We start from the raw sequence: 25,747 nt of genomic DNA on the forward strand, positions 1-25,747 counted from the left end.
GCTGCCGCCATGAACGGGGACCACGACACCGATGACGTGATCGCGCGGGCTCGCAGTCACTCACTCGGTGACATCCCACGCCGATCAGCCCGCAAGCATCCGGAGAAAACCGCAATCGTCGACGGCGACGTCGTGCTCACCTTCGCCGAATTCGACCGTCTCGTCGACCGCGCGGCAGCCGCGCTGCGAGACAACGGGTTCGAATCCGGTGACCGCGTCGCGCTGCTCGCTCACAACTGCTGGCAGTACGCCGTGCTGGCGTTCGCCACCGCGCGCGCGGGTGTGGTTCTGGTGCCGATCAACTTCATGCTCACCGCCGAGGAGATCGCCTACCTGCTCGACCACAGCAAGGTGACCGGGTTCATCGTGGAGACCGAACTGACGCCGACCGCCGAGGACGCGATGCGCCACGGCGGAAGAGTTGCAACCAGGGTGGCGTTGACAGCCGCCGATCAGAACCCGCCGCCTGGTTGGGACGACTTCGGCCGCTGGCTGAGCACCGACACGCCCGCCCCGAACCCACACATCGACGATGAACAGCTGCTGCGGCTGATGTACACCAGCGGCACCGAATCGCGGCCCAAGGCGGTGATGCACACCAGCCGTAGCCTGATGTGGCAGTACGTCAGCACGATCGTGGCCGGTTCGATGGCCGGCGAGGACGTCGAGATCCACTCGCTGCCCCTCTATCACTGCGCGCAGCTGGACAACTTCCTGGCCACCGACATCTACCTGGGCGCGACCAGCATCATCTTGCCTCGGCCGGATCCCGAGTTGGTGCTGCGCACGATCGAGCGCTTCGGCGTGACGAATTACTTCGCACCGCCAACGGTGTGGATCAGCCTGCTGCGGTGTCCCGTCTTCGACGAGGTCGACCTGTCGAGTCTGCGTAAGGGTTACTACGGCGCGTCGGCGATGCCCAGGGAGATCCTCGCCGAGATCCGTGAGCGCCTGCCCAATCTGCGGCTGTGGAACTTCTACGGTCAAACCGAGATGGCGCCGCTGGCCTCCGCATTCGGCCCGGACGAGCAGGACACGCACGCCGGGTCCGCCGGACGGCCGGTGGTCAACGTCGAGACGACGATCCTCGACGAGCACGACGAACCGGTCGCGACCGGCGTGGTCGGCGAGATCGCCCATCGCAGCCCTCATCTGATGCTCGGTTACCTCGACGACCCCGCCAAGACCGCTGAGGCGTTCCGCGGAGGTTGGTTCCACTCGGGCGATCTCGGCTACTACGACGAACACGGCCTGCTGCACGTGGTGGACCGTAAGAAGGACATGATCAAGACGGGGGGCGAGAACGTCGCCAGCCGGGAGGTCGAAGAGGTTCTCTACCGGCACAGCGGAATCCAAGAGGTCGCGGTGTTCGGCCTGACACACCCCGTCTGGGTCGAAGCCGTCGTCGCCGCGGTCGTGCCCCGTGCCGGCGTACACCTCACCGAGGACGACGTCATTTCCCATTGCCGCGAGCACCTCGCCGGCTTCAAGACGCCCAAGCGAGTGTTCTTCGTCGACACACTGCCCAAAAACCCCAGCGGCAAGCTGCTCAAGCGCGATCTGCGCCAGCGGTTCAGCCTCGAACACAGCCACTGAAAGGAACCTTCTTGTTCAAGGGAAGGATCGCCCGTTTCGACGCGCCGGGAGAACCGTTCGAGATCGAGACCGTCACCCTGCCCGAAGTGGGCCCCGGTGAGATCCTGATCAAGGTCACGCGGACCAACATCTGCGGATCCGACCTCCACGCCTGGCACGGCACCTTCAACACCGGTGGACTGGGCGGTCAACTGCCCACCGTTCTCGGCCACGAGATGGTCGGTGCAGTGGAGGCGCTCGGCGACGGCGTCAACGCGGACTCCAACGGGTCACCGCTCGCCGTAGGCACCCGGGTGGTGTTCCCCTACTTCTTTTCCTGCCACCGGTGCCGCAACTGCCTGGTGGGCAGGCGCAACGCCTGCCTGAATCTCAAGATGGCGATGCTCGGACGTGCCGACGAGCCGCCGTACTTCGTCGGCGGCTACGGCGATTACTTCCTACTCCCCGCCGGTGCGGTGGTGTACCGGGTTCCCGACGCCGTGTCCGACGAGGCCGCCTCCGGAGCCAACTGCGCACTCTCGCAGGTGATGTACGGCCTCGAGCGGGTCGACCAGCAACTCGGCGAGACCGTTGTGGTGCAGGGCGCCGGCGCGCTCGGCCTCTACGCGGTCGCGGTGGCCAAGGCCCGCGGAGCCGCGCAGGTCATCGCCATCGACGGGGTTCCGGAGCGACTGGAGCTGGCCACGGCCTTCGGCGCCGACGCGGTGATGGACCTCAACGAGGCGACCACGGTCAAGGAACGCGCCAAGATCGTGCGGAAACTCACCGATGGACACGGCGCCGACGTGGTCGTCGAGGTGGTCGGCCATCCCTCCGCCATCGACGAGGGCCTCAAACTGCTCGGCCAGTTCGGTCGCTACGTCGAGATCGGCAACATCAACATCGGTAAGACGTTCGAGTTCGATCCGTCGCGGTTCGTGTTCGGGAACAAGACGATGGTGGGCGTGTCGCTCTACGAACCGTCGGTGCTGTCCCGGGCGCTGCGCTTCCTCGAACAGCACCAGGACCGGTTGCCGCTGGATCGCCTGGCCGCGGCGCACTACACGCTCGACGACATCAACGACGCATTCGCCGCCGCCGAGGGCAAGCGCGACGTTCGCGCCAGCATCGTCCCCTGACCCAGAAGGAACCCCATGCACGACTACACGCGTAAGACCCTGTTCATCGACGGTCAATGGGTGGCCCCGGCCGGTGATGACGTGATCGAGGTGATCGACCCTGCCACCGAGCAGGTGATCGGATCGGTGCCCAACGGCACGGTCGCCGACGTGGACGCCGCGGTGGCCGCGGCCCGTCGCGCGTTCGATCCACTGATCTCCGTGGCCGAGCGCCGCGACCGCCTGGCCCGGGTCCTCACCGCGATGGAGAAGCGCTTGCCTGACATCGCCGAGACCATCACACGCGAGATGGGCGCCCCGATCCGCATCGCACAGGGCGTGCAGACCAAGGTGCCGCTGGCCGTTGCCCGTGGCTTCGCCGACGTGCTGGACGCGTTCGAATTCGAGGAGCGCGCGGGCAATTCGCTGATCTTGCGCGAGCCCTACGGCGTCGTCGGGGCGATCACCCCGTGGAATTACCCGCTCTACCAGGTCGTCGCGAAAGTGTTGCCGGCGATTGCCGCCGGGTGCACGGTCGTGCTCAAGCCGAGCAACGAGGCGCCTCTTTCGGTGTTCGAGTTCGTCGAGGCGCTCGAGGCCGCCGACCTGCCGCCGGGCGTGGTGAATCTGGTCTCCGGCAGCGGCCGGGTGGTCGGCGAACGGATCGCCGAGCACCCCGACGTCGACCTCGTCTCGTTCACCGGGTCGACCGGCGTGGGACAGCGGGTGGCAGAGCTCGCGGCGCGCTCGATCAAGAAGGTGGCGCTCGAGCTGGGCGGCAAATCCGCCAACGTCATCCTCGACGGCGGCGACCTGGCGACCGCGGTGAAGGTGGGTGTGGGTAACGCGTTCCTCAACGGCGGTCAGACGTGCATGGCGTGGACCCGGATGCTGGTGCCGATGTCTCGCTACGGCGAGGCGCTCGAGCTCATCGAGTCAGCGGCGGCGAAATACACCGTGGGTGACCCGTTCGATCCGGCGACACGGATCGGGCCGTCGGCGTCGAAGTCGCAGTGCGAGACAGTGCGCGGATTCATCGCGCGCGCCCAGCGTGACGGCGCCCGGCTGATCACCGGCGGCGGCCACCGGATCCGCGACGTCGGCTACTACGTCGCCCCGACCGTCTTCGCCGACGTCGACCCGGCCTCCGAACTGGGGCAGGAGGAGGTGTTCGGTCCCGTGCTCGCCGTCATCCCGTTCCGCGACACCGACGAGGCGTTGCAGATCGCCAATGGCACTCCGTACGGCCTCTCCGGAGCGGTGTGGGCGCGCGACCTGGACGCCGCGATCGACTTCGCGCGTCACGTGCAGACCGGTCAGCTGGATCTCAACGGCGGCATGTACAACCCCATCGCACCGTTCGGCGGGTACAAGAAGTCCGGTGTCGGCCGGGAACTCGGCCGCGCGGGCTTCGAGGAGTTCCTGCAGACCAAGTCGCTGCAGCTGCCCGCATGAGTGACGTTCGCGAGGAGAACTCGCCGCTGACCATCACCGCCGCCGGACCGACGCAGGTTTGGACCATTGCGATGCCTGAGGTCGGCAATGCGATCACCGACCTGGGTTTCATCGCCGCGCTCGAAGCGGCTGTCGACGCCGCCAACGCCGACACCGCCGTGCGCGCGGCGATCCTCACCGGCGAGGGCAAGATCTTCTCCGCCGGCGGAAACGTCAAGGAGATGGCCGACCGCGAGGGCATGTTCGGTCTCGACGCACTACCGCAACGCCGCGCCTACATCGACGGCATCCAACGGGTTCCGCGCGCGCTGAGCCGGCTCGAGGTTCCGTTGATCGCCGCGGTCAACGGACCGGCCATCGGGGCGGGATGCGATCTGGCGATGATGTGCGACATTCGCATCGCGTCCGAAAAAGCCTCTTTCGCAGAGAGTTTTGTTCAACTCGGCCTGATCCCCGGCGACGGCGGCTCATGGTTCCTACCCCGCGCCATCGGTTATGAGCGCGCGGCGGAGATGACCCTGACGGGTGATCGCATCGATGCGGCGACCGCGCTGGCCTGGGGCATGGTCAGCCGGGTGGTACCCCACGACGATCTGTTGACCGAGGCCCACGCCCTCGGCGAACGCATCACCAAGAACCCCCCGCACGCGCTGCGAATGGCCAAACGCCTGCTGCAGGAGTCCCGCACCGGAACGCTCGAGTCCACGCTGGGCATGGCCGCCGCGATGCAGCCGTTGGCGCACCGCGATCCCGAACACGAGCACCGCCTGACACGCTGGAGGTCACGCTGATGCCACTTCCCCGACTGGTGCCGACCGCGGCCACCGACCCCACGGTCACCACCGCCCTGCGCCATGAGGTCCGCGAGTTCCTCGCCGAACAGCTCGCGGCGGGAGCCTTCACGCCCTCGGTCGATGCGTGGCTGACCGGGTGGGACGAGAAATTCACCGCCACACTGGCATCGCGTGGATGGCTCGGCATGACGGTGCCCGCCGAGTACGGCGGGCACGGGGCCTCGCACATCGAACGCTTCGTGGTCACGGAGGAACTGCTCGCGGCCGGGGCGCCCGTGGCGGCGCATTGGATCGCCGACCGCCAGATCGTGCCGTCGTTGTTGAAATACGGCACAGAGCATCAGAAGTCGGAGTTCCTGCCACGCATCGTCCGGGGTGAGTGTTTCTTCGGCATCGGTATGAGTGAGCCCGATTCCGGATCCGATCTGGCCAGTGTGCGCACGCGCGCCGTCCGGGTCGAGGGCGGCTGGTCCCTGACCGGGACGAAGGTGTGGACCTCGGGCGCGCATCACGCGCATGCGTTCATCGTGCTCGCCCGCACCGCGCCGGTGGATCCGGCGCACCGGCACGCCGGGCTCAGCCAGTTCATCGTCGATCTGCGCGGCGCGAATGTCGATGTCCGGCCGATCATCTCCATGAACGGTGCGCACCACTTCAACGAGGTCATCCTCGACGAGGTGTTCGTACCGGATGCCATGGTGCTCGGCGAGATCGGCGAGGGGTGGCGGCAGGTCACGTCCGAACTGAGCTTCGAGCGCAGCGGTCCGGAACGGTTCCTGTCCACGTTCGTGCTCCTCGGCGCCGCCGCCGACCGCATGGCCGCCCAGCAGCTGCCCGCCGACACCGGTCTCGGCCGCCTCGTGGCGCGCCTCGCGGGGCTACACCAGATGTCGACCGCGGTCGCCGGCGCCCTGGAGCGACACGAGTCGGCCGACGTGCCCGCTGCGGTGGTGAAGGTGCTCGGCACCACCACCGAGGGTGATGTGGTCGACTTCGCCGATCTGCTCGTCGGCGACGACAGCGCGACCGATTCGGCCTTCGCCGAGCTGGTGGCGACCGCCGCCGACCAGCGGCCCGGCTTCACGATGCGCGGCGGAACCAACGAGGTACTGCGTGGGGTGATCGCGCGGGGATTGGGCATGCGATGACGACCACCGGCACCGACACGAGGGTCGTCGACCCGGATCTGATCGAGATGATGGACGCGGTGTTCCGGGAGTACCGCGAGGACCACCCACCGACGGGGCAGGCCGACCGTGACCCGGCGCTGTGGCGTCACCTCGACGAACTCGGGCTCGTGCGCCTCACCGGAGCCGAGGAGGCCGGCGGCAGCGGCGCCGGCTGGTACGAAGCCGCCGAGCTGATCGCCGCCGCCGCGCGCCACGGTGTGCGGGTTCCGCTGGCCGAACACGATCTGCTGGCCGGGTGGGTGTGCACGGCCGCGGGCTGGCCCGCCGACGGCGCGGTGCGCACCGTGTGCCTACCGGACCAGCAGGGAGTGGCGCGCGGTGTTCCGTGGGCGTCCAGCGCCGACCGAATCGTGGTCGTGTGGCAGGCGGGCGAGGGATACCGCGCGGCGGACGTCGAGGCCTCCCGCGTCGAGACCGCCCCCGGCGCCAACACGATCGGAGAACCGCGCGACACGGTGATCGTCGACCTCGCCGCGCTCGACGGCACAGCCGTCGACGGCGCCACCGTCACCCGGCTGCGCCTGAAGGCGGCGCTCGTCCGCGCGGTCCAGGTCTGCGCGGTGCTCGACCGGATCACCGAGATGTCGGTCGACCACACCGCCTCCCGCGTGCAGTTCGGCCGCCCGCTCGCCAGGTTTCAGGCGATCCAGAACCTCGTCGCCGATATCGCGGCGGAGGCGGCGCTGGCCCGCGCGGCCACCGAAGCCGCACTGGGCGTCGCGGTGCGCACGGACTGGTCGGCCGACGACCTCGGCTTCCGTATCGCGGTGGCGCGCTCCTGTACCGGCCACGCCGCGTCGGTGGTCGTGCGCAACGCCCACCAGGTCCACGGCGCCATCGGCACCACCCGGGAACACCGCCTCGGCGAGTTCACCCGTGCCGCGCTGGCGTGGCGGTCGGAATTCGGGTCGGTCCGCTACTGGGACGAGCAGGTGACCGACGCCGCCCTGCGCGCAGGCGCCGCCGGACTGTGGGACCTCATCGCCGACTGAAGGTGTTCCGCTCACCGGGCATCGCCGCTGCCACCAGCGCGATCGGGCGATTGACTGACCGGCATGAGCAACGACATCACGCTGGCCGAACTGCAGGACTTCATCTCCGCCTTCTGGTACCACTATGACGAAGCGCACTACGACGAGATGGCGCTCGCCTACGCCGACGATGTCCGCTACATCAGCCGTAGCGACTCCGGCGCCAGCCCCTTCGAAGAACTCATGTCGCCGGAACTGAAGGGGCGCGACTCGGTCATGGAGTGGCTGGCCGACCACCGCAAGCAAAGCCCGTATCCACTGCGGCACCACGCCACCAATGTGCACCGCACCGGAGCGGACGGCCAAGGCGTCCGCGCGCGCTTCTACATCTACGTCAACCAAATCGCGAACTTCGTCCCGTTCGGGGTGTCCAGCGGCGTGGCCAACGTCACCGTCCGTAGGGGCGCCAACGGGCTGGAGTTCACCGAGATGGAGGTCATTCTCGACACGACGAACTCTGTTCTCCTGTCCGAGATGTCGGCGGATTCCGCCGGCGCCAATGCCTGACCCGGTGAGCGCTCGCGACACGTTCTCGGGCGGCGTCGCGGTCATCACCGGCGCCGGGGCGGGTATCGGCGCCGGGCTGGCCCGCCATGCGGCCCGCCTCGGGATGACGGTGGTGCTCGCCGACATCGACGCCGACGCCATCGCCGCCCTGCGCGACGAGCTCACCGCACAGGGCGCCCGGGCGCTCGACATTGTGTGTGATGTACGCGATTTCGACGCTGTGCAGGAACTGGCCGATCGAACCCGTCGCGACGCCGGACCGGTCCGGTTGCTGGTGAACAATGCCGGTGTCGAACAGTTCGGTTTCCTGTGGGACACCCCGGTCGCGAACTGGCAGCGCCTGGTGGACATCAACATCTCCGGCGTGTTCCACGGGGTGCGCGCGTTCCTGCCGACGATGATCTCCGCCGACACACCGGCGTGGGTGTGGAACCTGTCCTCGATCGGCGGCGTCGCCGTGGTGCCACTGCAGGCGCCGTACATCATGAGCAAGCACGCCGTTCTCGCGCTGACCGAGTGCCTGCAGCTCGAGGTGCAACTGGCGGGCCACGGCCACATCCACGTGCAGGCCGTACTGCCCGGTGCCGTCGCATCCAACATCTTCGAGTCCGCAGGCGGTGTCGACGGCGGTGATGTCGCAGCGGCCGAGGCACAACGATCGGCGATGCTCGACATCAAGGCCACCGCGATGGATCCGCTGGCTGCCGCCGAGGTGGTGTTCGACCAGGCCGCTGAAGGCCGGTTCTACCTGTTGACCCAGCCGGAGTACGTCGGCTCGGCGATGGCCGAACGCGCCGACGTGCTGCGCGCGCAGCGCGCACCGGCGCTCAAGGCCAAGCAGCGGTTCGACCCCGCGCGGCACTGACATGCCTTTCGACCTCAGCAAGGAGCCAACGTGCACATCGCCGACAAGGTCTTCGTCGTCACCGGCGCCGGAAACGGGATGGGCCGGCAGGTGGCGCTCGAGTTGGCCAGACGCGGAGCCGCAGTGGCCGCAGCCGACCTGGACGAGGCCGGCCTGTCGCGTACGGCCGAACTAGCGGGTAGCGCGCCCTTGTCCACGCATGTCCTGAACGTTACCGACCTCGAGGCGGTCGCCGCGTTGCCGGACCAGTTGCTGGACGTCCATGGACAGATCGATGGACTGGTGAACATCGCCGGCATCATCCATCGCTTCGCGCCGTTCACCGAGCTGTCCGCGGCGGACACGGATCGTATCATCGCCGTGAATTTCATTGGCACAGTGAGTATGTGCCGCGCATTCCTGCCCACGCTGCTGGCGCGTCCCGAGGCCAACTTGACCAACATGTCCAGCCTCTCCGCGCTGCTACCGTTCGCCAGCCAGACCCTTTACAGCGCCAGCAAGGGCGCTGTCAAACAATTCAGCGAAGGGTTGTACGCGGAACTTTGCGACACCAATGTCCATGTGATGACAGTGTTTCCCGGCAACATCGCTACCAATCTGACCGGGAACTCCGGCGTTGCGATGCTCGACGCCGGCGACAGGAAGGTTCGCTCCACGCCGCCCGAAGTTGCCGGCAGGAAAATCGTCGACGGCATAGCGAACGATTGCTTCCGGATGCTCATCGGCACGGATGCGCACGTGCTCGACGCGCTGGCACGCATCTCTCCCCAACGCGCCACCCGCTTCGTGGCCAAGCAAATCAAATCGGTCCTCTGAGGCCAGGAGTGGGCATGCCAACGCACGACGAGTATGACGTCATCGTGGTCGGGTTCGGCGCCGCGGGCGCTGCCGCGGCGATCGAAGCCGCGGACCGCGGCGCACGGGTGCTCGTGCTCGACCGGGCGTACGGCGGTGGGGCGACGGCGCTGTCGGGAGGCATCATCTATGCCGGCGCCGGTACCGACGAACAACGGGCCGGCGGATACGACGACAGCGCCGAGGACATGCACGCCTACCTGAGGCAGGAGGTGGGCGATGCCGTTTCCGACGAGACCCTCCAGCGCTTCTGCGAGCAGAGCCCGTCCATGATCCGCTGGCTGAAGGCTCAAGGCGTCGAGTTCCGCGGCGGCGAGGTGTCGTCATACAAGACGTCGTACCCGACAGACGACTACTACCTGTACTTCTCGGGCAACGAGAAGGCGTACCCCTATGCGCAGCGTGCCCGGCCGGTGCCCCGCGGGCACCGCGTGCTGGCTCCCGGCATGAGTTCGGGAAGGGTGCTGTTCGAGCATCTGGCCTCCGCGGCGAGAGCCAAAGGGGTCGACATCCTCCCGCTTGCCCGCGTGGATGAGCTCATCACCAACGCCGACGGACGCGTCACCGGGGTGCGCTACCGCGCGATGAACTCCGATCACCCGAATGCGCGCCGCCACCGGGTGCTGACGAAACTCACCGGCAAGATCGGGAACTGGCAGCCTGGGATGGTCAAGGGCGCGGTGGCCCGCGCTGATCGGCTGTGGGATGCCGGTGCCGTCGACGGCGAGGCTTACGCGCGGTCGGTGATCCTCGCGGCCGGTGGCTTCATCTTCAACCGGGACTGGGTGGCGCGACACGCGCCTCAGTTCAAGAAGATCTCACCGCTGGGCACGGCCGGTGACGACGGCGCGGGCATCAGGCTGGGCGTGGAGGCCGGCGGGATCACCGACAAGATGGGCAACGTCACCGCATGGCGGTTCCTCGCGCCGCCGAGCGCCTTCCTCGAGGGCGTCACCGTGGGTCGGGACGGACGGCGCATCATCAACGAGGACCTGTACGGCGCCACTCACGGCAACGTGATGATGCGGGAATTCGGCGGTACGGGGTGGGCGATCTATGACGCACCGACGTGGCGGAAAGTGAAGCACCAGATCCGAACGCAGACGCAACTGTTTCAGCGGATACAGCTGATCTATCTGTTCACCGTCGGGCACAAGAAGGCCGACTCGATCGAGGGCATAGCCGCCCGGAACGGCATCGACCCCGCTGGTTTACGTCGCACCGTCGACGCGTACAACGCTGGTATTCACAGCGGCGCAGGCGATCCTGCCCATAAGGAACCCGATCTCAGTCCGCCGCTGACCACCCCGCCGTTCTACTCGATCGACATCTCGGCCGACTCCTCGATGTTCTACCCGATCCCCGGGTTGACCCTCGGCGGCTTGGTGATCGACGAAGCGACCGGCGCAGTGAAGCGCCGCACCGGTGGCACGGTGCCGGGCTTGTACGCCGCGGGACGCAATGCGGTGGGAATCTGCTCCAACAGTTACGTCAGCGGACTGTCCATCGCGGACTGCATCTTCAGTGGCCGACGCGCAGGTGCTCATGCCGCAGCCACATACAACCGGGCGCCGGGAGTTCGATGACGTCGGCTGATGGGGCGGCCGCCTACCATCTGGATCCCGACGCCGCCGCGCGCGTGGCGGCGTTCGGCGTGATTCCCCCGATGCGCGAGCGTGGCCTCGACGAGGTGCGGCGGAGCATCGAGTCAGCGCCGCATCCCGAGGCGATGCCGGTGATGGCAGAGATCGAGGACCGGCTCGTACCCGGCCCGGACCAGCCCATTCCGCTGCGGATCTACCGGCCGACGGAGACGGTGGGTGGTCCGGTCCTGGTCTACTTCCACGGCGGCGGAATGGTGCTCGGGTCGAACCACTCATTCGAACCGCTCGCCCGGGCACTGGCCGCGGTCAGCGGAGCCACGGTGGTGTCGGTCGACTACCGGCTGGCCCCGGAGGCGCCGGCGCCGGCGCAGTTCGACGACGCCTACGCAGCCACCACCCACGTCGCCGCTCATGCGGAGTCGCTCGGTGTCGACGCCGACCGAGTCGCCGTCGTCGGAGACAGCGCGGGCGGCTCGCTCGCGGCGGCGGTGGCACTGGCAGCCCGCGACCGCGGCGGGCCGTCGATCCTGTGCCAGGTGCTGTTGTACCCGGGATTGGACCGCGACATGACGTGCGAGTCAATCTTGAGCATGCCCGATGCGCCGATGCTCACCCGTGCGGACATCGACTACATGCACGAGTTGGCGGACCGTGGAGTGACCACTCCGCCTGACCCGTACCGGTTTCCCGCGCTCGCCGCGAATCTCACCGGACTACCACAGGCCGTAGTCGTCACGGCCGCCTGCGACCCGATCCGGGACTGGGGCGAGCGGTACGCGAACCGACTGCGCGACGCGAGTGTGCAGACCACGCTCACCCGGTATCCCGGTGCGTATCACGGCTTCTTGATGCGATCGGATGCCACCGCCAGGGGCCGATTGGCGATCGCCGAGATCGGCGCGCTGCTGGCCGCGAAGTTCGTCCATGCCCGGCCGGCTGAGCGGGCATTCACCTCCCGATGACCGGACAGGTGGGGTCCCCCACGGCCTCCACCACCCCAAGATTGGCGTATCGACGGCGCTGCCGAGAGCCCGATGGAACAAGAGGAGACCCGATGCTGACTGACGATCGGCGCATGGAACTGTCCGATGTGCTCCGCCCCGCGTCACCCCCGAAAGAAATCGACAACGTCTACGCCGACGATCAACGGGAGCGCCTGCTCGACGTGGTGCGCAACGAGGGTCCGTGGAAGCTCATCATCGCCCAGCACTTCGCGTCGGCCGACGAGCTCATGGCCACCATGAGCGGCGCGTTCCCCGAGGGCTTCGAGCCGTCGCTCGACCTGTTCCTGACGCCGACGTTCCGGGGCTATCTGGCGAACTACGGCGCGGTGCTGTATCCCGAGTTGCACGACGTCTTCTACAACGAGACGTTCCTCAACCACGCCAAGAGCTACTGGAACGCCAAGTACGCCAAGCCGGAACTGATGCTGTTCAACATCAACGGCCCGTGCGCCAACCGCGACCCGGGCCACCTTGACTCCCCCAGCTTCCGCGGTGTACGCCACGAGAACGCGCCGACCTGGTTGACCAGTGTCATGGGCAAGTCGGGTCTGTTTCAGGACTATCTGATCAAGATGGCTCAGGTCATCACGTGGTTCTCCCTCGACGAAAACAGTGGATTCACCTACTGGCCCGACGGCCCGCTCAAGGAGCCGCAGCGCCTGCTGCCGCCGGTGAACAACCGCGGCGTCGTCGTCCAGAACGAGATGATGGTGCACCGCGGCGAGGCCAACGGCCCGATCGAACAGCAGACTCCCAAGGGCCTGGCGTTCGACACCGTCTTCACCGGTGACCCCGCCTCGCGCGACCACTGGCTACTCAAGAACGGTGACGACGTCGTGGCTCGCCACCACACCGACGAATTGCGCTTCCTGGTGCACTGGTCGGCGGAGGTGTTCGCCGACTACGACGAGCTCAAGAAGAACATGGACCACTCCGACGACCTGACGATCGAGCAGGCCATCGACACGATGGTCAAAGACGTCAACGCCCAGGGCATAAAACTCGCCATGCCGGACAATCCGCTGCACGATCCGGAGTTCATCCGCACCCTCAACGCCGCCTACGACCTCGGTGGCCCCGCCACCTACCCCGACGAAGCGCCGCTCTCGGCGTTCCAGATGGCCTGAGTCATGGATCGATTCAGCGATCGCCGGGTGCTGGTCACAGGCGCCGGCTCCGGCATTGGACAGGCCACCGTGGCGCGTCTGCTCCACGAGGGCGGCACCGTCGTCGCCTATGACGTCTCCGCCGACGGGCTGGCGGCGACATATGCGGCTGCCGAGGAAGCGGGTACGGCCAAGCGGCTCACCACCGCCGTCCTCGATGTCTCCGACGAGGATGCGGTGAATGCCGCTGTCGGACAGGCGGTCAGCGAGCTCGGCGGACTGGATGTGCTGATCAACGCCGCCGCCATCCAGCGGTGTGCGCACACGCACGAACACACGCTGGCGGATTGGAACGCGACGTTGGCGGTCAACCTCACCGGCACGTTCCTGATGGTGCGGTCAGCGCTGCCGGCGCTGTGCGAATCGGGGCGTGGCGTCGTGGTGAACTTCACGTCGACTTCGGCATCGTTCGCGCACCCTTACATGTCGGCGTACGCGGCGAGCAAGGGCGGCATCCTGGCGTTCACCCATTGCCTCGCATTGGAATACGCCAAACAGGGTCTGCGGGTGGTGAACATCCAGCCGGGTGGGGTGTCGACCGCGCTGGCGCTGAGCACGCTCGACAAGATGCCGGAAGGTTATGACCTCGGTCTGTGGGCCAAGCAGACGCCGATCCTGCCGCAGCCCGACGGCGGCGTGCTGGGCGAGCCGGCCAAGGTGGCGTCGGTGATCGCGATGGTGGCCAGCGACGACGGCGCATTCATCACGGGTACGGAGATCCGCATCGACGGCGGCGCGCACGCCTGATCAGCGCACGATCACCTGGCTCGGTATCCGCGGCGCCCCGAGCATCTCGCGGTGCGACGGTGGAATCCGGCCGTCCTCGTCGGTGATGCCGTAACGCTGCGCCAACTCGGCGCCGATGAGGGCATGGCCGCTGATCCTCGCACGGTCGGGGTCGCGATAGAGCGCATCGATGACACGGCCGCTGAATTCCGGGGTCTCCGCATGCTGTGCCATCTCGTGCAGGCCCCGCGGATTGCCGTCGAACGCCCGCCGCAGCTTGTCCGTCAGCAGGATGCCCATCCACAGGGACGCGGTGTGGACCGCGGTGTCGCGGAAGTCGACCGCCATGTCGGCCGCCATCTTGTCGATCCCGGCCTTCTGGGCTCCGTAGGCCGGGCCGTGCATGTAGCAGACGGCCCCGGGCGACGAGGTGAACACGACGAGCCCCGCGCTGCTCTGAAGCAGCAGTGGCGCGGCGTGCCACGACGCGACATAGGCCGATCGCAAACCGACGTCGAGGATGTCGGCCAGGTCTACCGGCTTCTCCCAGAACGGTTTCGGACCAGTGACCGCGTCGTGTACCGCGGCGGCGTTGTTCACCAGCAGATCGAGCCGACCGTCCTCCTGCTCCACCCGGGCGAACAGCGCGGCGACCGCGGCATCGTCACGGTGGTCCAGCGGCACCGCGATCGCACCGCCGCCGGCCTCCACCACGGTGCGGCCGGTCACGTACACGCGCCACCCGCACGTCAGCAGGGCCCGCGCGATGCCGTGGCCCGCGCCGCGGCTGGCACCGGTCACGACGGCAACGGGTGGGTCGGGAAGGGAAGTCACACCGTGAGGCTAGGGCGCTATCGGCGTCTCGTCGACGATTCCCAATGCTCCCCTGCGCACCGCGTCCAGGATCGACTCGGTCAGCTCGGAGCACGACAAGAACAGTGCGGACCTGCTGTGCGCGGAGAGCCGTTCGGCTTCGCGGCGCTGCGGACACGTCTCGGTCGCCTCGGCGCTCCACTGCACACTGGTCTGCTCCCAACTGCTCTTGCGGGCCAGCACGTCGGCACCGCAGGCGCGGCAGGACACCGGCACCATCGGCGCGTCGGCGAGCCGGTTGTCGGGACGGATACTCATGTCGTGTTTCCGGCGGACGCCCGCGCCGCCAGATTCTGCTCGACGATCTTCATCCACTCCTCGCGCGGGCGGGTGGTGTCGATTTCGTATTCGAAGCGGTCCACCATGTCGGGGGTGACGTCGGCGGCGTCGACGTAGAACTGCTCATACCAGCGCCGCAGCTGGTACACCGGCCCGTCCTCCTCGCAAAGCAACGGATTGTCGATGCGAGCCTTGTTCTTCCAGATCTCGACGTCTTGCTCGAAACCCATCTTGACGAAGTCGCCGAGGCCGATCGCAGTCTGCATGGCCAACTCGTCGGTCAGCGCCTCGGACTTCTTCACGATGATGCCGTACTGGAGCACGAAGGAATTCGCGTCGATCGGATAGTGGCAGTTGATCAGCACCGTGCGATGGTCGATGTTCTCGTAGTGGTAGGTGAGGTCGTCGATCATGAAGGACGGACCGTAGTACCCGGCCACCGAGGTGGTCCCCAGCATCTTCGGCCCCTCCAACGGCTGCATGTCCCCGCGGCCGGCACTGTTCATGTACTGGATCGCCACGTGACCTTCGAAGATGTTCTTGAAGTGCGTGGGCAGCGATCCATGGATGTAGAAGAAGTGCGCCATGTCCACGACGTTGTCGATCACCTCGCGGCAATTGGTGTCGACCACCGTGGAGTACCAATGCCAGTCGGTCCACTCGTCGCTAATGGCGCCCTCGATACGCGGGATCGTCACACCCTCCGGCGGCGCCTTGCGCTCCGGATCGTTCCACACGAACAACATCCCGTCCTGCTCGAGCGTCGTCCAGGTCGCGGTACGCGCCAAGCGCGGCGCGCGCTTGCTGTAGGGCACCTGCTTGCAGCGACCGTCGCCACCCCAGCGCCAGTCATGGAACGGACACGCGATCTCGTCACCTTTGACCTGCCCCTGGCTCAGATCCCCACCCATGTGCCGGCAGTACGCATCCAGGACGTTGATCCGGCCATCACCGCCGCGGAACACCACCAACTTCTGACCGAACGCGTTGATCGAATGCGGCTGACCGTCGCCCAGATCACGAACCAACCCCAGGCAGTGCCACCCACGGGCAAAACGCGTTGGAGCCGCCTCGGCCTCGATCTGCCGAATCTGCTCGAATTCCTGATGCGCAGTCATACCGCTGTTCTACAGCGCGCGGCGCCTGCCAGCGGCGAGGTGTTCCACTCAACAGGAGACCCTGTCAGCGAACGACGTGTCAGGGAGATTTCCCGGCGATCCCTGCCGTCAGCAGCGCATGGGCCTCGTGATTGCCGTTGAGCAGGCGGCTCGTGCGCGCCGCGATCCGCCAGCGGCCGTCAACCCGCCGCAGCCGGAAGTGGTTGGCCGCCGCACGCCACACCACGTACTCCGACGGCGCATTACGCCAGGCGGCGCGATCCACTCGCCGCGGGTCGGCCTCGGACGCGCGCACCAACACCAGCGACTCGCAGAGGGCGACCGCGTCGTCGCCGTCGACGGTCACGACCGTCGGCCCGAGGAAGTGGCAGCAGCCGCCCGCGACCAGTTCCCGATGTCCCGCCGAATCCACCATCTGGCGAACGTCGTCGCGGCTGTTCATGCGCCAGCCCTCGACGTCGTAGCTGCCGTCCTGCGACCAGAGTTCGGCGGCGCCTGCCGCGTTCGCGGCGTCCACGCACGGGCCATAGCTGGCGATCAGCCGCTGGATGTCGCGCTCGGCCTCCAGCCGGTACAACCGTTCTTCGAGGGCGGCGATCCGGTCGTCGTCTGCCTGCGGCACGGTTGTCATCGCGCACCCTTCCTCACGTGGTGTCGGCGATCTCGCGGAGAACTTCGAGTTGCTCGATGAAGTGAGCGGCGGACCGTGCGGTCACGGTGCAGGACACCACGGTAGCCCCGAACGCCCGCAACCGGTCGAGCCGCTGACGGACCTCCGACGGCTGTGCGGCCGGATCAAGAGGGCCGGACGGCAGGACAATCTCGAACCCTGCCGGCGCCTCGACATCGGCCAGCATCTCCGGCACCCTCATCGCAGGGATGCCGAACGGCATCCAGCCGTCGGCGAGATCCGCGGCTCGGCGCAACGACGGCATGCTCCTGCCGCCCACCCAAATGGGAACCCGGGCGGCCAGCGCATACGGACGGACCGACATCCCGTTGTAGCGGTAGAACGGCCCGTGATACTCCGGTTCGGGACGGGACATGGAGAGGCGCAATGCGCGGATCGCATCATCGGCGCGCGCCGCGCGGTGCTGCCACGCCGCGCCAAGCAGGTCGAATTCCTCTGCGAGGGAACCGATCCCAACACCAAGGATCAGTCGGCCACCGCTGAGCACATCGAGCGTCCCGTACCGCTTGGCGATTTCCAGTGGGTGGTGATACCCCAGCACCAGCACCGCTGTCGCGAGTTTGATTCGAGTGGTGTGTGCCGCGATGAAGCTCAAAGTGGACAGCGGGTCCCAATAGACGTCCCCCCGTGCCGGGGCGGCATCGGCGGGGACGGCCACGTGCTCAGAGCAGGTGAGGAACTCAAAGCCCAGTTTGTCGGCCGCCGCGGCGACCGACACCAGGTCGTCGGGCCCGGCGGCAGCCTCCCAGGACGACGCCGCCCCGGGCACCTGCACAACAACGGGCGTCGAGAGCCCGAGGCGCATACTAGTGCCGCGACCCGGTAAGTCGTTGAATCGCCTCGTGCGAGCGGAGCACGATGTTCGCGCGATCGGGTCCGCTGTTGAGCGCAGCGTGCGCTGCGTTCCCACCGGCGACATGCACCGGTCCGTCACCGAGATGTTCGAGGCCCTCCAGGGCCACCTCAGCCGGATCGTTGACGATCATTCCCGGCGCGTCGAAATTCAGTCCGATCCTCTCCATGGCCGGTGTTCGAGTCACGCCGAGAACCAGTTCCAGCACATCAACGTTGTGCTCCCGCAGTTCGAGCCAGATGCTTTCAGCGAACACTCTGCTGAACGCCTTGACCCCCGAGTAGACCGAGTGACGCACAGCTCCCATGTATCCGGACAGCGATCCGACCATCAGGATCCCGCCTCGGGATCGCGCAACCATTCGCCGGCCGAAATGCTGTGTGAGCTCCAGCATCCTGGTCATGTTCAGATCGATGACCTTCTTGAACTCGGTCAGCTCGGCCTCGAGGAAAGGTTCGTTGCAAGTGCTGGCGCCCGCGTTGTAGATCAACAGGCCGACGTCGAGGTCGGCCGTCGCCTCGACCACCCGGTCGGTGGCGTCGACGGCGAGCAGGTCGAGAGCCAGAGTGCGCACATTGGCGCCGCGCCGGCGACACTGCTCGGCGGTCATGTCGAGCGGACCGGGCTTGCGCGCGATGAGGACCAGGTCGAACCCGTCCTCGGCGAGCGTTGCGGCGAATTCAGCGCCTACGCCCTCAGAGCCTCCGGCGATCACCGCCCACGGGCCGTACTTCCCGAGATCCGTTCTGGTTCGCTCCGCCACCGATTGACCGCCTTCAGTTCGTTCCGCTTCTTCGATACGTGGTACTGCCGACGCTACGTCGCGTGGAGGTGCGTCGAGCGCCATGTCCGACTCAGTGAGACAATGCATCCGGACCGCTCATCGTTAGGTCGGCTGTTCCGCTCATCAGGACAGACGGTGTGCGAGTCGGCTCGTTCCGCTTAACGTCGGGCCGTGAACACGGCGTATCAGAGCACCATCCCGGCCGGCCTTCCCGTCGGAGACATCACCGTCGACCTGCTCGTGGTGGGTTCGGGAACCGGGCTCGGAGCGGCGCTGGCCGCCAACGATCGAGGCATGTCGGTGCTCGTCGTCGAGAAGTCGGAGTTCGTCGGCGGGTCGACGGCGCGGTCCGGGGGTGCGCTGTGGTTCCCCGCCAGCCAGATCATCAACGGCGACGGTGGTGGCGACACGCCGCAACGGGCGGCGACCTACCTCGACGCCGTCGTAGACAGCACCGCACCGCGGTCTCGGTCCACCGCGTTCCTGGAGCACGTGGACGCCACCGTCGACCTGCTGCGTCGCACCACACCGATGCGCTTGTTCTGGGCGCGCGAGTACTCCGACTACCACCCCGAACAGCCGGGCGGGTCGGCTGCGGGCCGCACCTGCGAATGTCGACCGCTCAACACTGCGGTGCTCGGGGAATATCGGTCGAGGCTGCGTCCGGGGGTCATGGAAGTCAAGATCCCGATGCCGACCACCGGGGCCGACTACCGCTGGCTGAACTTGATGTCGCGAGTGCCCAGTAAAGGTCTTCCGCTGATCGCCAAGAGGCTCGCACAAGGCGTCGGCGGCCTGCTGCTGGGCCGACGGTATGCCGCCGGCGGCCAGGGACTGGCGGCCGGTCTCTTCGCTGGTGTGCTACGCGCCGGCATCCCGGTCTGGACCGGAACAGCGCTGCAGCGCCTGATCACCGACGACGACGGCGAGGTGACCGCCGCCGTCGTCGACCACGGGGGGCAGGAGGTCACCGTGACGGCACGCCGCGGCGTCGTGCTCGCGGCCGGTGGCTTCGATCACCGCATGGACATGCGGTGGAAGTTCCAGTCCGAGCGGCTCGGCGCACACGTCAGCCTCGGCGCCGAGTCCAACACCGGCGATGCCATTCGCCTCGCCCAGGATCTCGGCGCCGCGATCGAATCGATGGACCAGTCCTGGTGGTTCCCCGCGGTGGCCGCGCTGCCGGGCGCCGATCCCAAGGTGATGCTGGCCGAGCGATCGCTGCCAGGGTCGTTCATCGTCGACCAGACGGGCAGCCGGTTCGTCAACGAGGCCACCGACTACATGTCGTTCGGACAGCGTGTCCTCGACCGCGATCGCGCAGGCAATCCCGTCGAATCGATGTGGATCGTGTTCGATCAGCAGTACCGCAACGGCTACGTGTTCGCGGCTGAGCTCTTCCCTCGGATGCCGATTCCGAAATCCTGGTATGACGCCGGCATCGCGCACCGCGCCGACGACCTCGGTGAACTCGGCCGCCTGATGGGCGTGCCCGAGTCGCAGTTCGCGGCCACGGTCGATCGGTTCAACGAGATGGCTCGCGCCGGGCAGGATTCGGACTACCAGCGCGGTCGCAGCGCCTACGACCGCTACTACGGCGATCTCACCGTGACGCCGAATCCGAACCTGCGGGCGCTCGACCGTGGGCCGTTCTACGCCGTCAAGATGGTGCTCAGCGACCTCGGCACCTGCGGCGGCCTGCTCGCCGACGAGCGCGCCCGGGTGCTGCGGGAGGACGGCACGGCGATCGGTGGCCTGTACGCGATCGGCAACACGGCCGCCAACGCGTTCGGAGCCACGTACCCCGGCGCAGGCGCGACGATCGCTCAAGGACTGGTTTACGGCTACATCGCTGCGCACGACGCTGCGCGGGCTCGCGGATGACGGGCAGGTTCGAAGAGCCCGCCGACCGCTATAGCCGAACCAGGGCAAAGGGATAGGTGAAGGTGCCGCCCGGTGCACCGTCGCAGCCGGTGGCAAAGGACGACGAGAGCGTCCCCATCCGGGTCCCTGGATCCCAGGAGTAGACGTCGCGCGTCGGGATCACCGGACCGTAATACACGTTGCCACAACGGAGTCCGTCCGGAACGTCGATGGTCAACGTATACCGGCCATCGATCAGCCTCGCATCGCCCCGATAGGCGAACGCCTTCGCGATCGGTTGCGGGATCGCCTGCACCTCGAGGCAGTCGCCGGGACACCTCGAGATGGCCCACAGCCAGGTGTGGAAGTCGTACCTGCCCTGGATCCTCAGTTCGAAATTCCCGTACGGGGTTTCGGCCTGGGCGTCGGCGGGCATCAGCGCGCCGGCCAGCGCCATCGAGACGCCGATCAGTGCGGCTCTCACGGCTGCGCGACGGTGACCGACCATGGTGTACTCCCCTACGCTATGTCGGTGGGAGCGCCGACCGGATCGGCGCTGCGAGAGAAGGTCTCGGCGGACGGCCCGTACCGCTGACTCGGGTCCAGAACGCAATGGGTCCGACCGAAAACCGTGACCATGCACTTGTTGTTGTGGTTGCAAAGGCTGCGGGTGTTCGGTTCGGCCATGAGCCGACTGATCAGTTCCGGCTCCCTCAGCAGAGAGCGACCCATCGCCACGAAGTCGAATCCTTCGCGCATCGCGATGAGCATGTGCTCGCGGTTGGTGACCCCACCCAGCAGGATCAGCGGCGTGTGTTCGACCACCGGCACGAACTGACGGGCCGATTCAAGCATGTACAGGTCCGCGTAGGGGAACGTGCCCAACGCCCACTTGCCGACCACGCGGACACCGAGGTTCATCGGCGGCGGCATCACGGCAGCGAACTCGTCCACTGGGGTGTCGCCGCGGAACAGGTACATGGGTTTGAACACCGAGGAGCCCTGCGTCAACTCGATGGCGTCGAGATTCCGGTCGACATCGAGCAGTTGCACGACACGCAGCGACTCGGCGAGCGTGATGCCGCCGCGAATCCCGTCCTCCATGCTGATCTTCGCCGTCACGCCGATGCGGTCACCGACGACTTCCCGAACCCGCTGGGCGATCTGCCGCGCGAAGCGCGCACGGTTCTCGATGCTGCCGCCGTACTCGTCCTTACGTCGATTCATCAGTGGGCTGAGGAACGAACTGGGCAGATACAGGTGGCCCAGATGCAACTCGACCGCGTCGAACCCCGCGTCGACCGCCACCTGTGCGGCGTCGCCGAACTGATCGACGACCACGCGGATCTCGTCCCGGGTGATGGGCCTGCAGTAGTCGAACGACTGGGGGTTGACGAAGCGGCTGGGCGCCTTCGGGGTGACGCGGTTGACCTTTCGCGTAGCCACGACCCCGCCGTGCCCGAGCTGTGCGGCCACGGCCGCCCCGGACGCGTGCACGGTGTCGGCCAACTTCCGCAGGCCCGGGATCGCCCTCGGACTCATCAGGATCTGTCCCGGTGCACTGGCGGCGTCCGGCGCCACGGTGCAGTAGGCGACCGTGGTCATGCCGACTCCCCCGTCGGCGAAGCGCTTGTGGAAGTCGATGAGATCGTCGGTGACCAGACCGTCCGGTGACCGCCCCTCTGATGTCGCCGCCTTGATGACGCGGTTGCGGAGCCGGACAGGGCCCAGCATGGCGGGTGCGAAGGGATCGGGTCCGCTCGAGGGGCGCGCCGGCATGGCTTGTTCCTACCGTCGAGAGCACGCGGGAGCGGGGAAGTGTTCCGCTCACCGGACGGTCGGTGCCGAGCTACTACCCCTCTTCGGCTTTGACCCTGCGCTCGATCTCGTACCACCGCTCGCGCATCAACGGCGGCGTGCCACAGACCGTCTCGGTGGACGACTTGGCGACCGCCTCTTCCGCTTCGTCGAGATCCTTGATCACCCGCAACGCCAACTCGCGTTCGGCTGCGTAGTACCGCTCTGCCCACTGCAGGGCTACTCGGCCGAATGCCCACGCGGGTTCTTCAGCAGCCCACCGCGCCTCGACCGCGGCTTCCCGTTGCATCCGATCGGCGAAGGCCACGTGTTCCTGCATGATCTCTTTGAGTCGGCGCGGACTGGTGAGGTGACCGAAGATGACACGCAAGAGGGGATTGTGCTTGAGCTGAGGCGGGTCGACCGGCGATTCATCCGCCCATTCGCGCAGCGCCGCCGAGCCGTCGGAGGTGATCTTGTACAGCCGCTTGGTGCGGGCGCCGCCGTCGCCGGCGACCCTCGAGGTGAGCAGCCCCGCGTCCTCCAGCTTCTTCAATTCGGTGTAGATCTGGCTGTAGGCAGGACTGCCGTAGAGGAATCGAAGACTCCATTCGGTCCACTTCTTGATGTCGTATCCCGACAGCTCGTCTGAGTTGGAGAGCACACCGAGCAGCGCCCAACCCGTTGGGGTCACACTCGACCTGCCGCTGCGCGAGGACATTTCTCCAGGCTAACAACACGTGCTCGATGTTGTGCTGCTCGGATCCGCTGACCGGGAGCACCCCTTGCTGTGGTGTCCGCGGAGCTCGACAGTGTGATGACCGGCAGATCAGGAGGGTGGCGACAATGGGCGAGAGCGTTTCGACGGCGACGGAAGACCGCACGCCCAACCCCGCGATGATGCGGCGGGTACTCGGTCACTTCTGCACCGGGGTCGCCGTGGTCACCGGACACGACGGTGACCGACCGCTGGGCTTCACCTGCCAGTCGGTGACCTCGGTGTCGCTCGACCCGCCGTACATCTCATTCTGTCCCTCGAACAACTCGAGCAGTTGGCCATTGATTCGCGCGACCGGCTCCGTGTGCGTCAATGTCCTGGCCGCGGACCAGCGCGACATTTGCGCTGGCTTCGCCACGAGCGGTTCGGACAAGTTCGCCGGCGTCGATTGGGCTCCGGCGGCCGGCGGAAGTCCCGTCATCGCCGGGACACTCGCCTCGATCGAGGCCGACATCGAGTTCGAGCACGAGGCCGGTGACCACACCATCGTCGTCGCCCGCGTGACGGCGCTGCGCGCCCACCCGGAGCGGGAACCGTTGCTGTTCTTCCGGGGCGACTTCGGCGGCTTCGCGAGCGGCATCGACAGGATGAGCGCCGGCGATGCCTGAGCGCAGCGCAGACATCGACGATCGGGGCGGCTTCGACGCCGACCTGGATGTCGATGTCGTGGTCGTGGGGTCCGGCGCCGGAGTCGCGGGCGCCTACACGGCCGCGCGGGAAGGCATGTCGGTCGCCCTCGTCGAGGCGACGGACAGGTTCGGGGGAACCACCGCGTACTCCGGCGGTGGAGGCATGTGGTTCCCGTGCAATCCGGTGGCGCAGCGGGCAGGACTCGATGACACACCCGAGGCCGCGCTGAACTACTTCCACACCGTGGTCGGAGACCGCACGCCGTTCGAGCTGCAGCAGACGTATGTGTACGGTGGGCCGAACCTCATCGAGTACCTCGAACGCGACGAGCACTTCCAATTCGCCGAACTGCCGTGGCCGGACTACTACGGGTCGGTTGCCGATGCACGAGCCGATGGCCGACGTCACATCGTGCCGGCGCCACTCGAGGCCGCCGAGCTGGGCGCCCTGGCGGAGACGATCCGCGGTCCCCTCGACACCGACCGGCTCGGCAGTCCCGCGCCGTCGCTGCTCATCGGGGGCCGCGCCCTCATCGGCCGGTTCCTTGCCGCCCTGGGCGCCTTCCCCCGAACGCACCTCTACCGTGATGCGCCGTTGGTAGACCTGATCAGCTCGGATGGCGCGGTCACCGGCGTCGCCGTCGACCGCGACGGCGAGATCGTCCGGATCCGGGCCCGCCGGGGTGTCTTGTTGTCGGCCGGTGGCTTCGAGCAGAACCCGCGCATGCGCCAGTTCTGGGGCGTGCCCGGACGGGCCGAGGACAGCATGGGGTGCTGCGGCAACACCGGTGCGGCGCACCAGGCGGCGATCCGATTGGGAGCGGCCACCGACCTGATGGATCAGGCCTGGTGGTCTCCGGGCCTCACCCATCCGGATGGCCGATCGGCGTTCGCGTTGTGGTTCACCGGCGGCATCTTCGTCAACCAGGACGGCGAGCGGTTCGTCAACGAATCCGCGCCGTACGACCGGCTCGGCCGAGCGGTGTTGAGCGAGATGGCCGCGGAGTCGGTGCGGCTACCCTTCTGGATGGTCTACGACAACCGCGAGGGTGACGTACCTCCGGTGAAGGCCACCAATGTGTCGATGGTCGACCCGGCGCAGTACCGCGCGGCCGGCCTGTGGCACAGCGCGGACACCCTCGACGGGTTGGCCGAGCTGATCGGCGTGCCCGCGGCAGCGCTCACCGCCACGGTCGCCCGCTTCAACGCGATGGTCGCCGCCGGACGCGACGCTGATTACGGCCGCGGGGACGAGCCTTACGACCGCGCGTTCTCCGGCGGCCGCTCACCGCTGGTGCCGATCGACCGACCGCCCTATCACGCAGCCGCTTTCGGGCTGTCGGATCTGGGCACGAAGGGCGGCCTGCGCACCGACAGCCGAGCTCGGGTGCTCGACGACACGGGCGCGCCGATACCCGGTCTCTACGCGGCCGGTAACACCATGGCTGCGGTCTCGGGGACGACGTATCCGGGCGGCGGCAACCCGATCGGTGCCTCCATGGTGTTCAGCCATCTCGCCGCCCTGGACATGGCGGGCCGGGGGAAGAAGTGACCGAGGGGGTCCGGGCCGCGGTCGATCCGCCCGGCGGTGGCCCTGCGGTGGCACGCACGGCGGACGAGCGCCTGGCGCAGTCGGTGCGGACCCTGCTCGACGCGGTGATCCGCACCGAGGTCGGCGACGACACGATCGCGGCCGCCGAGGCGCACGTTGCAGCGGCCGTCGATCTGCTCAGCGAGCAGCTGATGTCCGGCTCGTTCGGTGTCGGTGGGACATCCGACGGCGAACCGCGGCTGTTGGGCAACGTGGCCATCGGGCGGCGTAATGCGATCGCTCCCCCGCTGGTGATCGAACGCGACGCAGCCGGATTGGTCAGCACCGAAGTGCACCTCGGCGCCGCATACGAAGGACCCGCAGGGCACGTGCACGGCGGGGTGTGCGCATTGGTGCTCGATCATCTGCTCGGCGCCACCGCTCACCGCGCAGGCCGTCCTGCCTACACCGGCACGCTGCAGATGCGTTTCCTTCGCCCCACCCCGCTCGGCCGCCTGCGCGCCGAGGCGTGGGTGGAGCACGAGCAGGGTCGTAAGACCTATGCCCGCGGGCGCCTGCTCACCGGTGGCCGCACCACCGTGGAAGCCCAGGGCATCTTCATCCGGCCGACGCCGGGCGAGTGACCGGAGTTCGGGGACCG

26 protein-coding genes are annotated in these 25,747 nt (G+C 67.5%); 17 read left to right on the top strand and 9 right to left on the bottom strand.

Going from position 1 to position 25,747, the window contains the following annotated elements; genetic code table 11:
• The first annotated feature begins 9 nt into the window (after window positions 1-9).
• The 13 genes from E4P42_RS14060 to E4P42_RS14120 all read left to right on the top strand — a co-directional run bounded on the left by E4P42_RS14060 (window position 10) and on the right by E4P42_RS14120 (window position 13,911).
• Window positions 10-1,596, top strand: a complete 1,587-nt coding sequence (locus E4P42_RS14060; RefSeq protein WP_135126687.1) for an acyl-CoA synthetase — start codon at window positions 10-12, stop codon at window positions 1,594-1,596.
• A gap of 11 nt (window positions 1,597-1,607) precedes the next feature.
• Window positions 1,608-2,714, top strand: coding sequence for a zinc-binding dehydrogenase (locus E4P42_RS14065; RefSeq protein WP_135126688.1), 1,107 nt, complete (start codon window positions 1,608-1,610; stop codon window positions 2,712-2,714).
• A gap of 15 nt (window positions 2,715-2,729) precedes the next feature.
• Complete coding sequence (locus tag E4P42_RS14070; RefSeq protein ID WP_135126689.1) at window positions 2,730-4,148, top strand: aldehyde dehydrogenase family protein; 1,419 nt, start codon at window positions 2,730-2,732, stop codon at window positions 4,146-4,148.
• Window positions 4,145-4,939: a crotonase/enoyl-CoA hydratase family protein gene (locus tag E4P42_RS14075; protein WP_135126690.1), complete on the top strand. Its 795-nt coding sequence runs from the start codon at window positions 4,145-4,147 to the stop codon at window positions 4,937-4,939. The genes E4P42_RS14070 and E4P42_RS14075 overlap by 4 nt, the downstream gene beginning before the upstream one ends.
• Window positions 4,939-6,090: an acyl-CoA dehydrogenase family protein gene (locus tag E4P42_RS14080; RefSeq protein ID WP_135126691.1), complete on the top strand. Its 1,152-nt coding sequence runs from the start codon at window positions 4,939-4,941 to the stop codon at window positions 6,088-6,090. The genes E4P42_RS14075 and E4P42_RS14080 overlap by 1 nt, the downstream gene beginning before the upstream one ends.
• The gene (locus tag E4P42_RS14085; RefSeq protein ID WP_245234017.1) at window positions 6,087-7,124 is read left to right on the top strand and encodes an acyl-CoA dehydrogenase family protein; all 1,038 of its coding nucleotides are present in this window, start codon (window positions 6,087-6,089) and stop codon (window positions 7,122-7,124) included. The genes E4P42_RS14080 and E4P42_RS14085 overlap by 4 nt, the downstream gene beginning before the upstream one ends.
• A 63-nt stretch (window positions 7,125-7,187) precedes the next feature.
• Window positions 7,188-7,670 (top strand): nuclear transport factor 2 family protein, encoded by a 483-nt coding sequence (locus E4P42_RS14090; RefSeq protein WP_135126692.1) that lies wholly within the window; start codon window positions 7,188-7,190, stop codon window positions 7,668-7,670.
• A 4-nt stretch (window positions 7,671-7,674) separates the two neighbouring features.
• Window positions 7,675-8,535, top strand: coding sequence for an SDR family NAD(P)-dependent oxidoreductase (locus E4P42_RS14095; RefSeq protein ID WP_135126693.1), 861 nt, complete (start codon window positions 7,675-7,677; stop codon window positions 8,533-8,535).
• A 30-nt stretch (window positions 8,536-8,565) separates the two neighbouring features.
• Window positions 8,566-9,351 (top strand): SDR family oxidoreductase, encoded by a 786-nt coding sequence (locus tag E4P42_RS14100; protein WP_135126694.1) that lies wholly within the window; start codon window positions 8,566-8,568, stop codon window positions 9,349-9,351.
• A 14-nt stretch (window positions 9,352-9,365) separates the two neighbouring features.
• Window positions 9,366-10,976, top strand: coding sequence for an FAD-binding protein (locus E4P42_RS14105; RefSeq protein WP_135126695.1), 1,611 nt, complete (start codon window positions 9,366-9,368; stop codon window positions 10,974-10,976).
• Window positions 10,973-11,956: an alpha/beta hydrolase gene (locus tag E4P42_RS14110; protein WP_135126696.1), complete on the top strand. Its 984-nt coding sequence runs from the start codon at window positions 10,973-10,975 to the stop codon at window positions 11,954-11,956. The genes E4P42_RS14105 and E4P42_RS14110 overlap by 4 nt, the downstream gene beginning before the upstream one ends.
• Before the next feature lie 92 nt (window positions 11,957-12,048).
• Complete coding sequence (locus tag E4P42_RS14115; RefSeq protein WP_135126697.1) at window positions 12,049-13,125, top strand: hypothetical protein; 1,077 nt, start codon at window positions 12,049-12,051, stop codon at window positions 13,123-13,125.
• A gap of 3 nt (window positions 13,126-13,128) precedes the next feature.
• On the top strand, window positions 13,129-13,911 hold the full coding sequence (locus E4P42_RS14120) for an SDR family NAD(P)-dependent oxidoreductase (RefSeq protein ID WP_135126698.1): 783 nt from the start codon (window positions 13,129-13,131) through the stop codon (window positions 13,909-13,911).
• Here E4P42_RS14120 and E4P42_RS14125 read toward each other — a convergent pair whose 3' ends face one another.
• The 6 genes from E4P42_RS14125 to E4P42_RS14150 all read right to left on the bottom strand — a co-directional run bounded on the left by E4P42_RS14125 (window position 13,912) and on the right by E4P42_RS14150 (window position 18,551).
• Window positions 13,912-14,724: an SDR family NAD(P)-dependent oxidoreductase gene (locus tag E4P42_RS14125; RefSeq protein ID WP_135126699.1), complete on the bottom strand. Its 813-nt coding sequence runs from the start codon at window positions 14,722-14,724 to the stop codon at window positions 13,912-13,914.
• Window positions 14,725-14,733: 9 nt separating this feature from the next.
• Window positions 14,734-15,021: a ferredoxin gene (locus E4P42_RS14130; protein ID WP_135126700.1), complete on the bottom strand. Its 288-nt coding sequence runs from the start codon at window positions 15,019-15,021 to the stop codon at window positions 14,734-14,736.
• The gene (locus tag E4P42_RS14135) at window positions 15,018-16,160 is read right to left on the bottom strand and encodes a Rieske 2Fe-2S domain-containing protein (protein ID WP_135126701.1); all 1,143 of its coding nucleotides are present in this window, start codon (window positions 16,158-16,160) and stop codon (window positions 15,018-15,020) included. The genes E4P42_RS14130 and E4P42_RS14135 overlap by 4 nt, the downstream gene beginning before the upstream one ends.
• A gap of 79 nt (window positions 16,161-16,239) precedes the next feature.
• Window positions 16,240-16,791 (bottom strand): nuclear transport factor 2 family protein, encoded by a 552-nt coding sequence (locus E4P42_RS14140; protein ID WP_135126702.1) that lies wholly within the window; start codon window positions 16,789-16,791, stop codon window positions 16,240-16,242.
• Window positions 16,792-16,804: 13 nt separating this feature from the next.
• Window positions 16,805-17,656: a TIGR03619 family F420-dependent LLM class oxidoreductase gene (locus tag E4P42_RS14145; protein WP_135126703.1), complete on the bottom strand. Its 852-nt coding sequence runs from the start codon at window positions 17,654-17,656 to the stop codon at window positions 16,805-16,807.
• A gap of 1 nt (window position 17,657) precedes the next feature.
• Window positions 17,658-18,551, bottom strand: a complete 894-nt coding sequence (locus E4P42_RS14150; protein ID WP_135126704.1) for an SDR family oxidoreductase — start codon at window positions 18,549-18,551, stop codon at window positions 17,658-17,660.
• A gap of 108 nt (window positions 18,552-18,659) precedes the next feature.
• On the opposite strand from E4P42_RS14150, the gene E4P42_RS14155 reads away from it, so the two are divergent.
• Window positions 18,660-20,372 (top strand): 3-ketosteroid-delta-1-dehydrogenase, encoded by a 1,713-nt coding sequence (locus E4P42_RS14155; RefSeq protein WP_135126705.1) that lies wholly within the window; start codon window positions 18,660-18,662, stop codon window positions 20,370-20,372.
• A gap of 28 nt (window positions 20,373-20,400) precedes the next feature.
• Here the strand turns inward: E4P42_RS14155 and E4P42_RS14160 are convergent, their stop codons facing one another.
• The 3 genes from E4P42_RS14160 to E4P42_RS14170 form a co-directional block, all read right to left on the bottom strand.
• Window positions 20,401-20,787: a hypothetical protein gene (locus E4P42_RS14160; protein WP_371287037.1), complete on the bottom strand. Its 387-nt coding sequence runs from the start codon at window positions 20,785-20,787 to the stop codon at window positions 20,401-20,403.
• A gap of 83 nt (window positions 20,788-20,870) precedes the next feature.
• On the bottom strand, window positions 20,871-22,130 hold the full coding sequence (locus E4P42_RS14165; protein ID WP_135126706.1) for an NADH:flavin oxidoreductase: 1,260 nt from the start codon (window positions 22,128-22,130) through the stop codon (window positions 20,871-20,873).
• A 73-nt stretch (window positions 22,131-22,203) separates the two neighbouring features.
• Window positions 22,204-22,842: a PadR family transcriptional regulator gene (locus tag E4P42_RS14170; protein ID WP_371287034.1), complete on the bottom strand. Its 639-nt coding sequence runs from the start codon at window positions 22,840-22,842 to the stop codon at window positions 22,204-22,206.
• Window positions 22,843-22,994: 152 nt separating this feature from the next.
• On the opposite strand from E4P42_RS14170, the gene E4P42_RS14175 reads away from it, so the two are divergent.
• From E4P42_RS14175 to E4P42_RS14185, 3 genes are read left to right on the top strand one after another with little or no spacing between them, the layout of a single operon-like run.
• Window positions 22,995-23,534: a flavin reductase family protein gene (locus E4P42_RS14175; protein WP_135126708.1), complete on the top strand. Its 540-nt coding sequence runs from the start codon at window positions 22,995-22,997 to the stop codon at window positions 23,532-23,534.
• A complete protein-coding gene (locus tag E4P42_RS14180; RefSeq protein ID WP_135126709.1) occupies window positions 23,527-25,107 on the top strand; it encodes an FAD-binding protein in 1,581 nt (526 codons plus the stop codon). The genes E4P42_RS14175 and E4P42_RS14180 overlap by 8 nt, the downstream gene beginning before the upstream one ends.
• 47 nt (window positions 25,108-25,154) lie before the next feature.
• Window positions 25,155-25,730: a PaaI family thioesterase gene (locus E4P42_RS14185; RefSeq protein ID WP_135126710.1), complete on the top strand. Its 576-nt coding sequence runs from the start codon at window positions 25,155-25,157 to the stop codon at window positions 25,728-25,730.
• Window positions 25,731-25,747 lie beyond the last annotated feature (17 nt).

The organism is Mycobacterium sp. PS03-16, from assembly GCF_004570325.1.
GTDB lineage: Bacteria > Actinomycetota > Actinomycetes > Mycobacteriales > Mycobacteriaceae > Mycobacterium.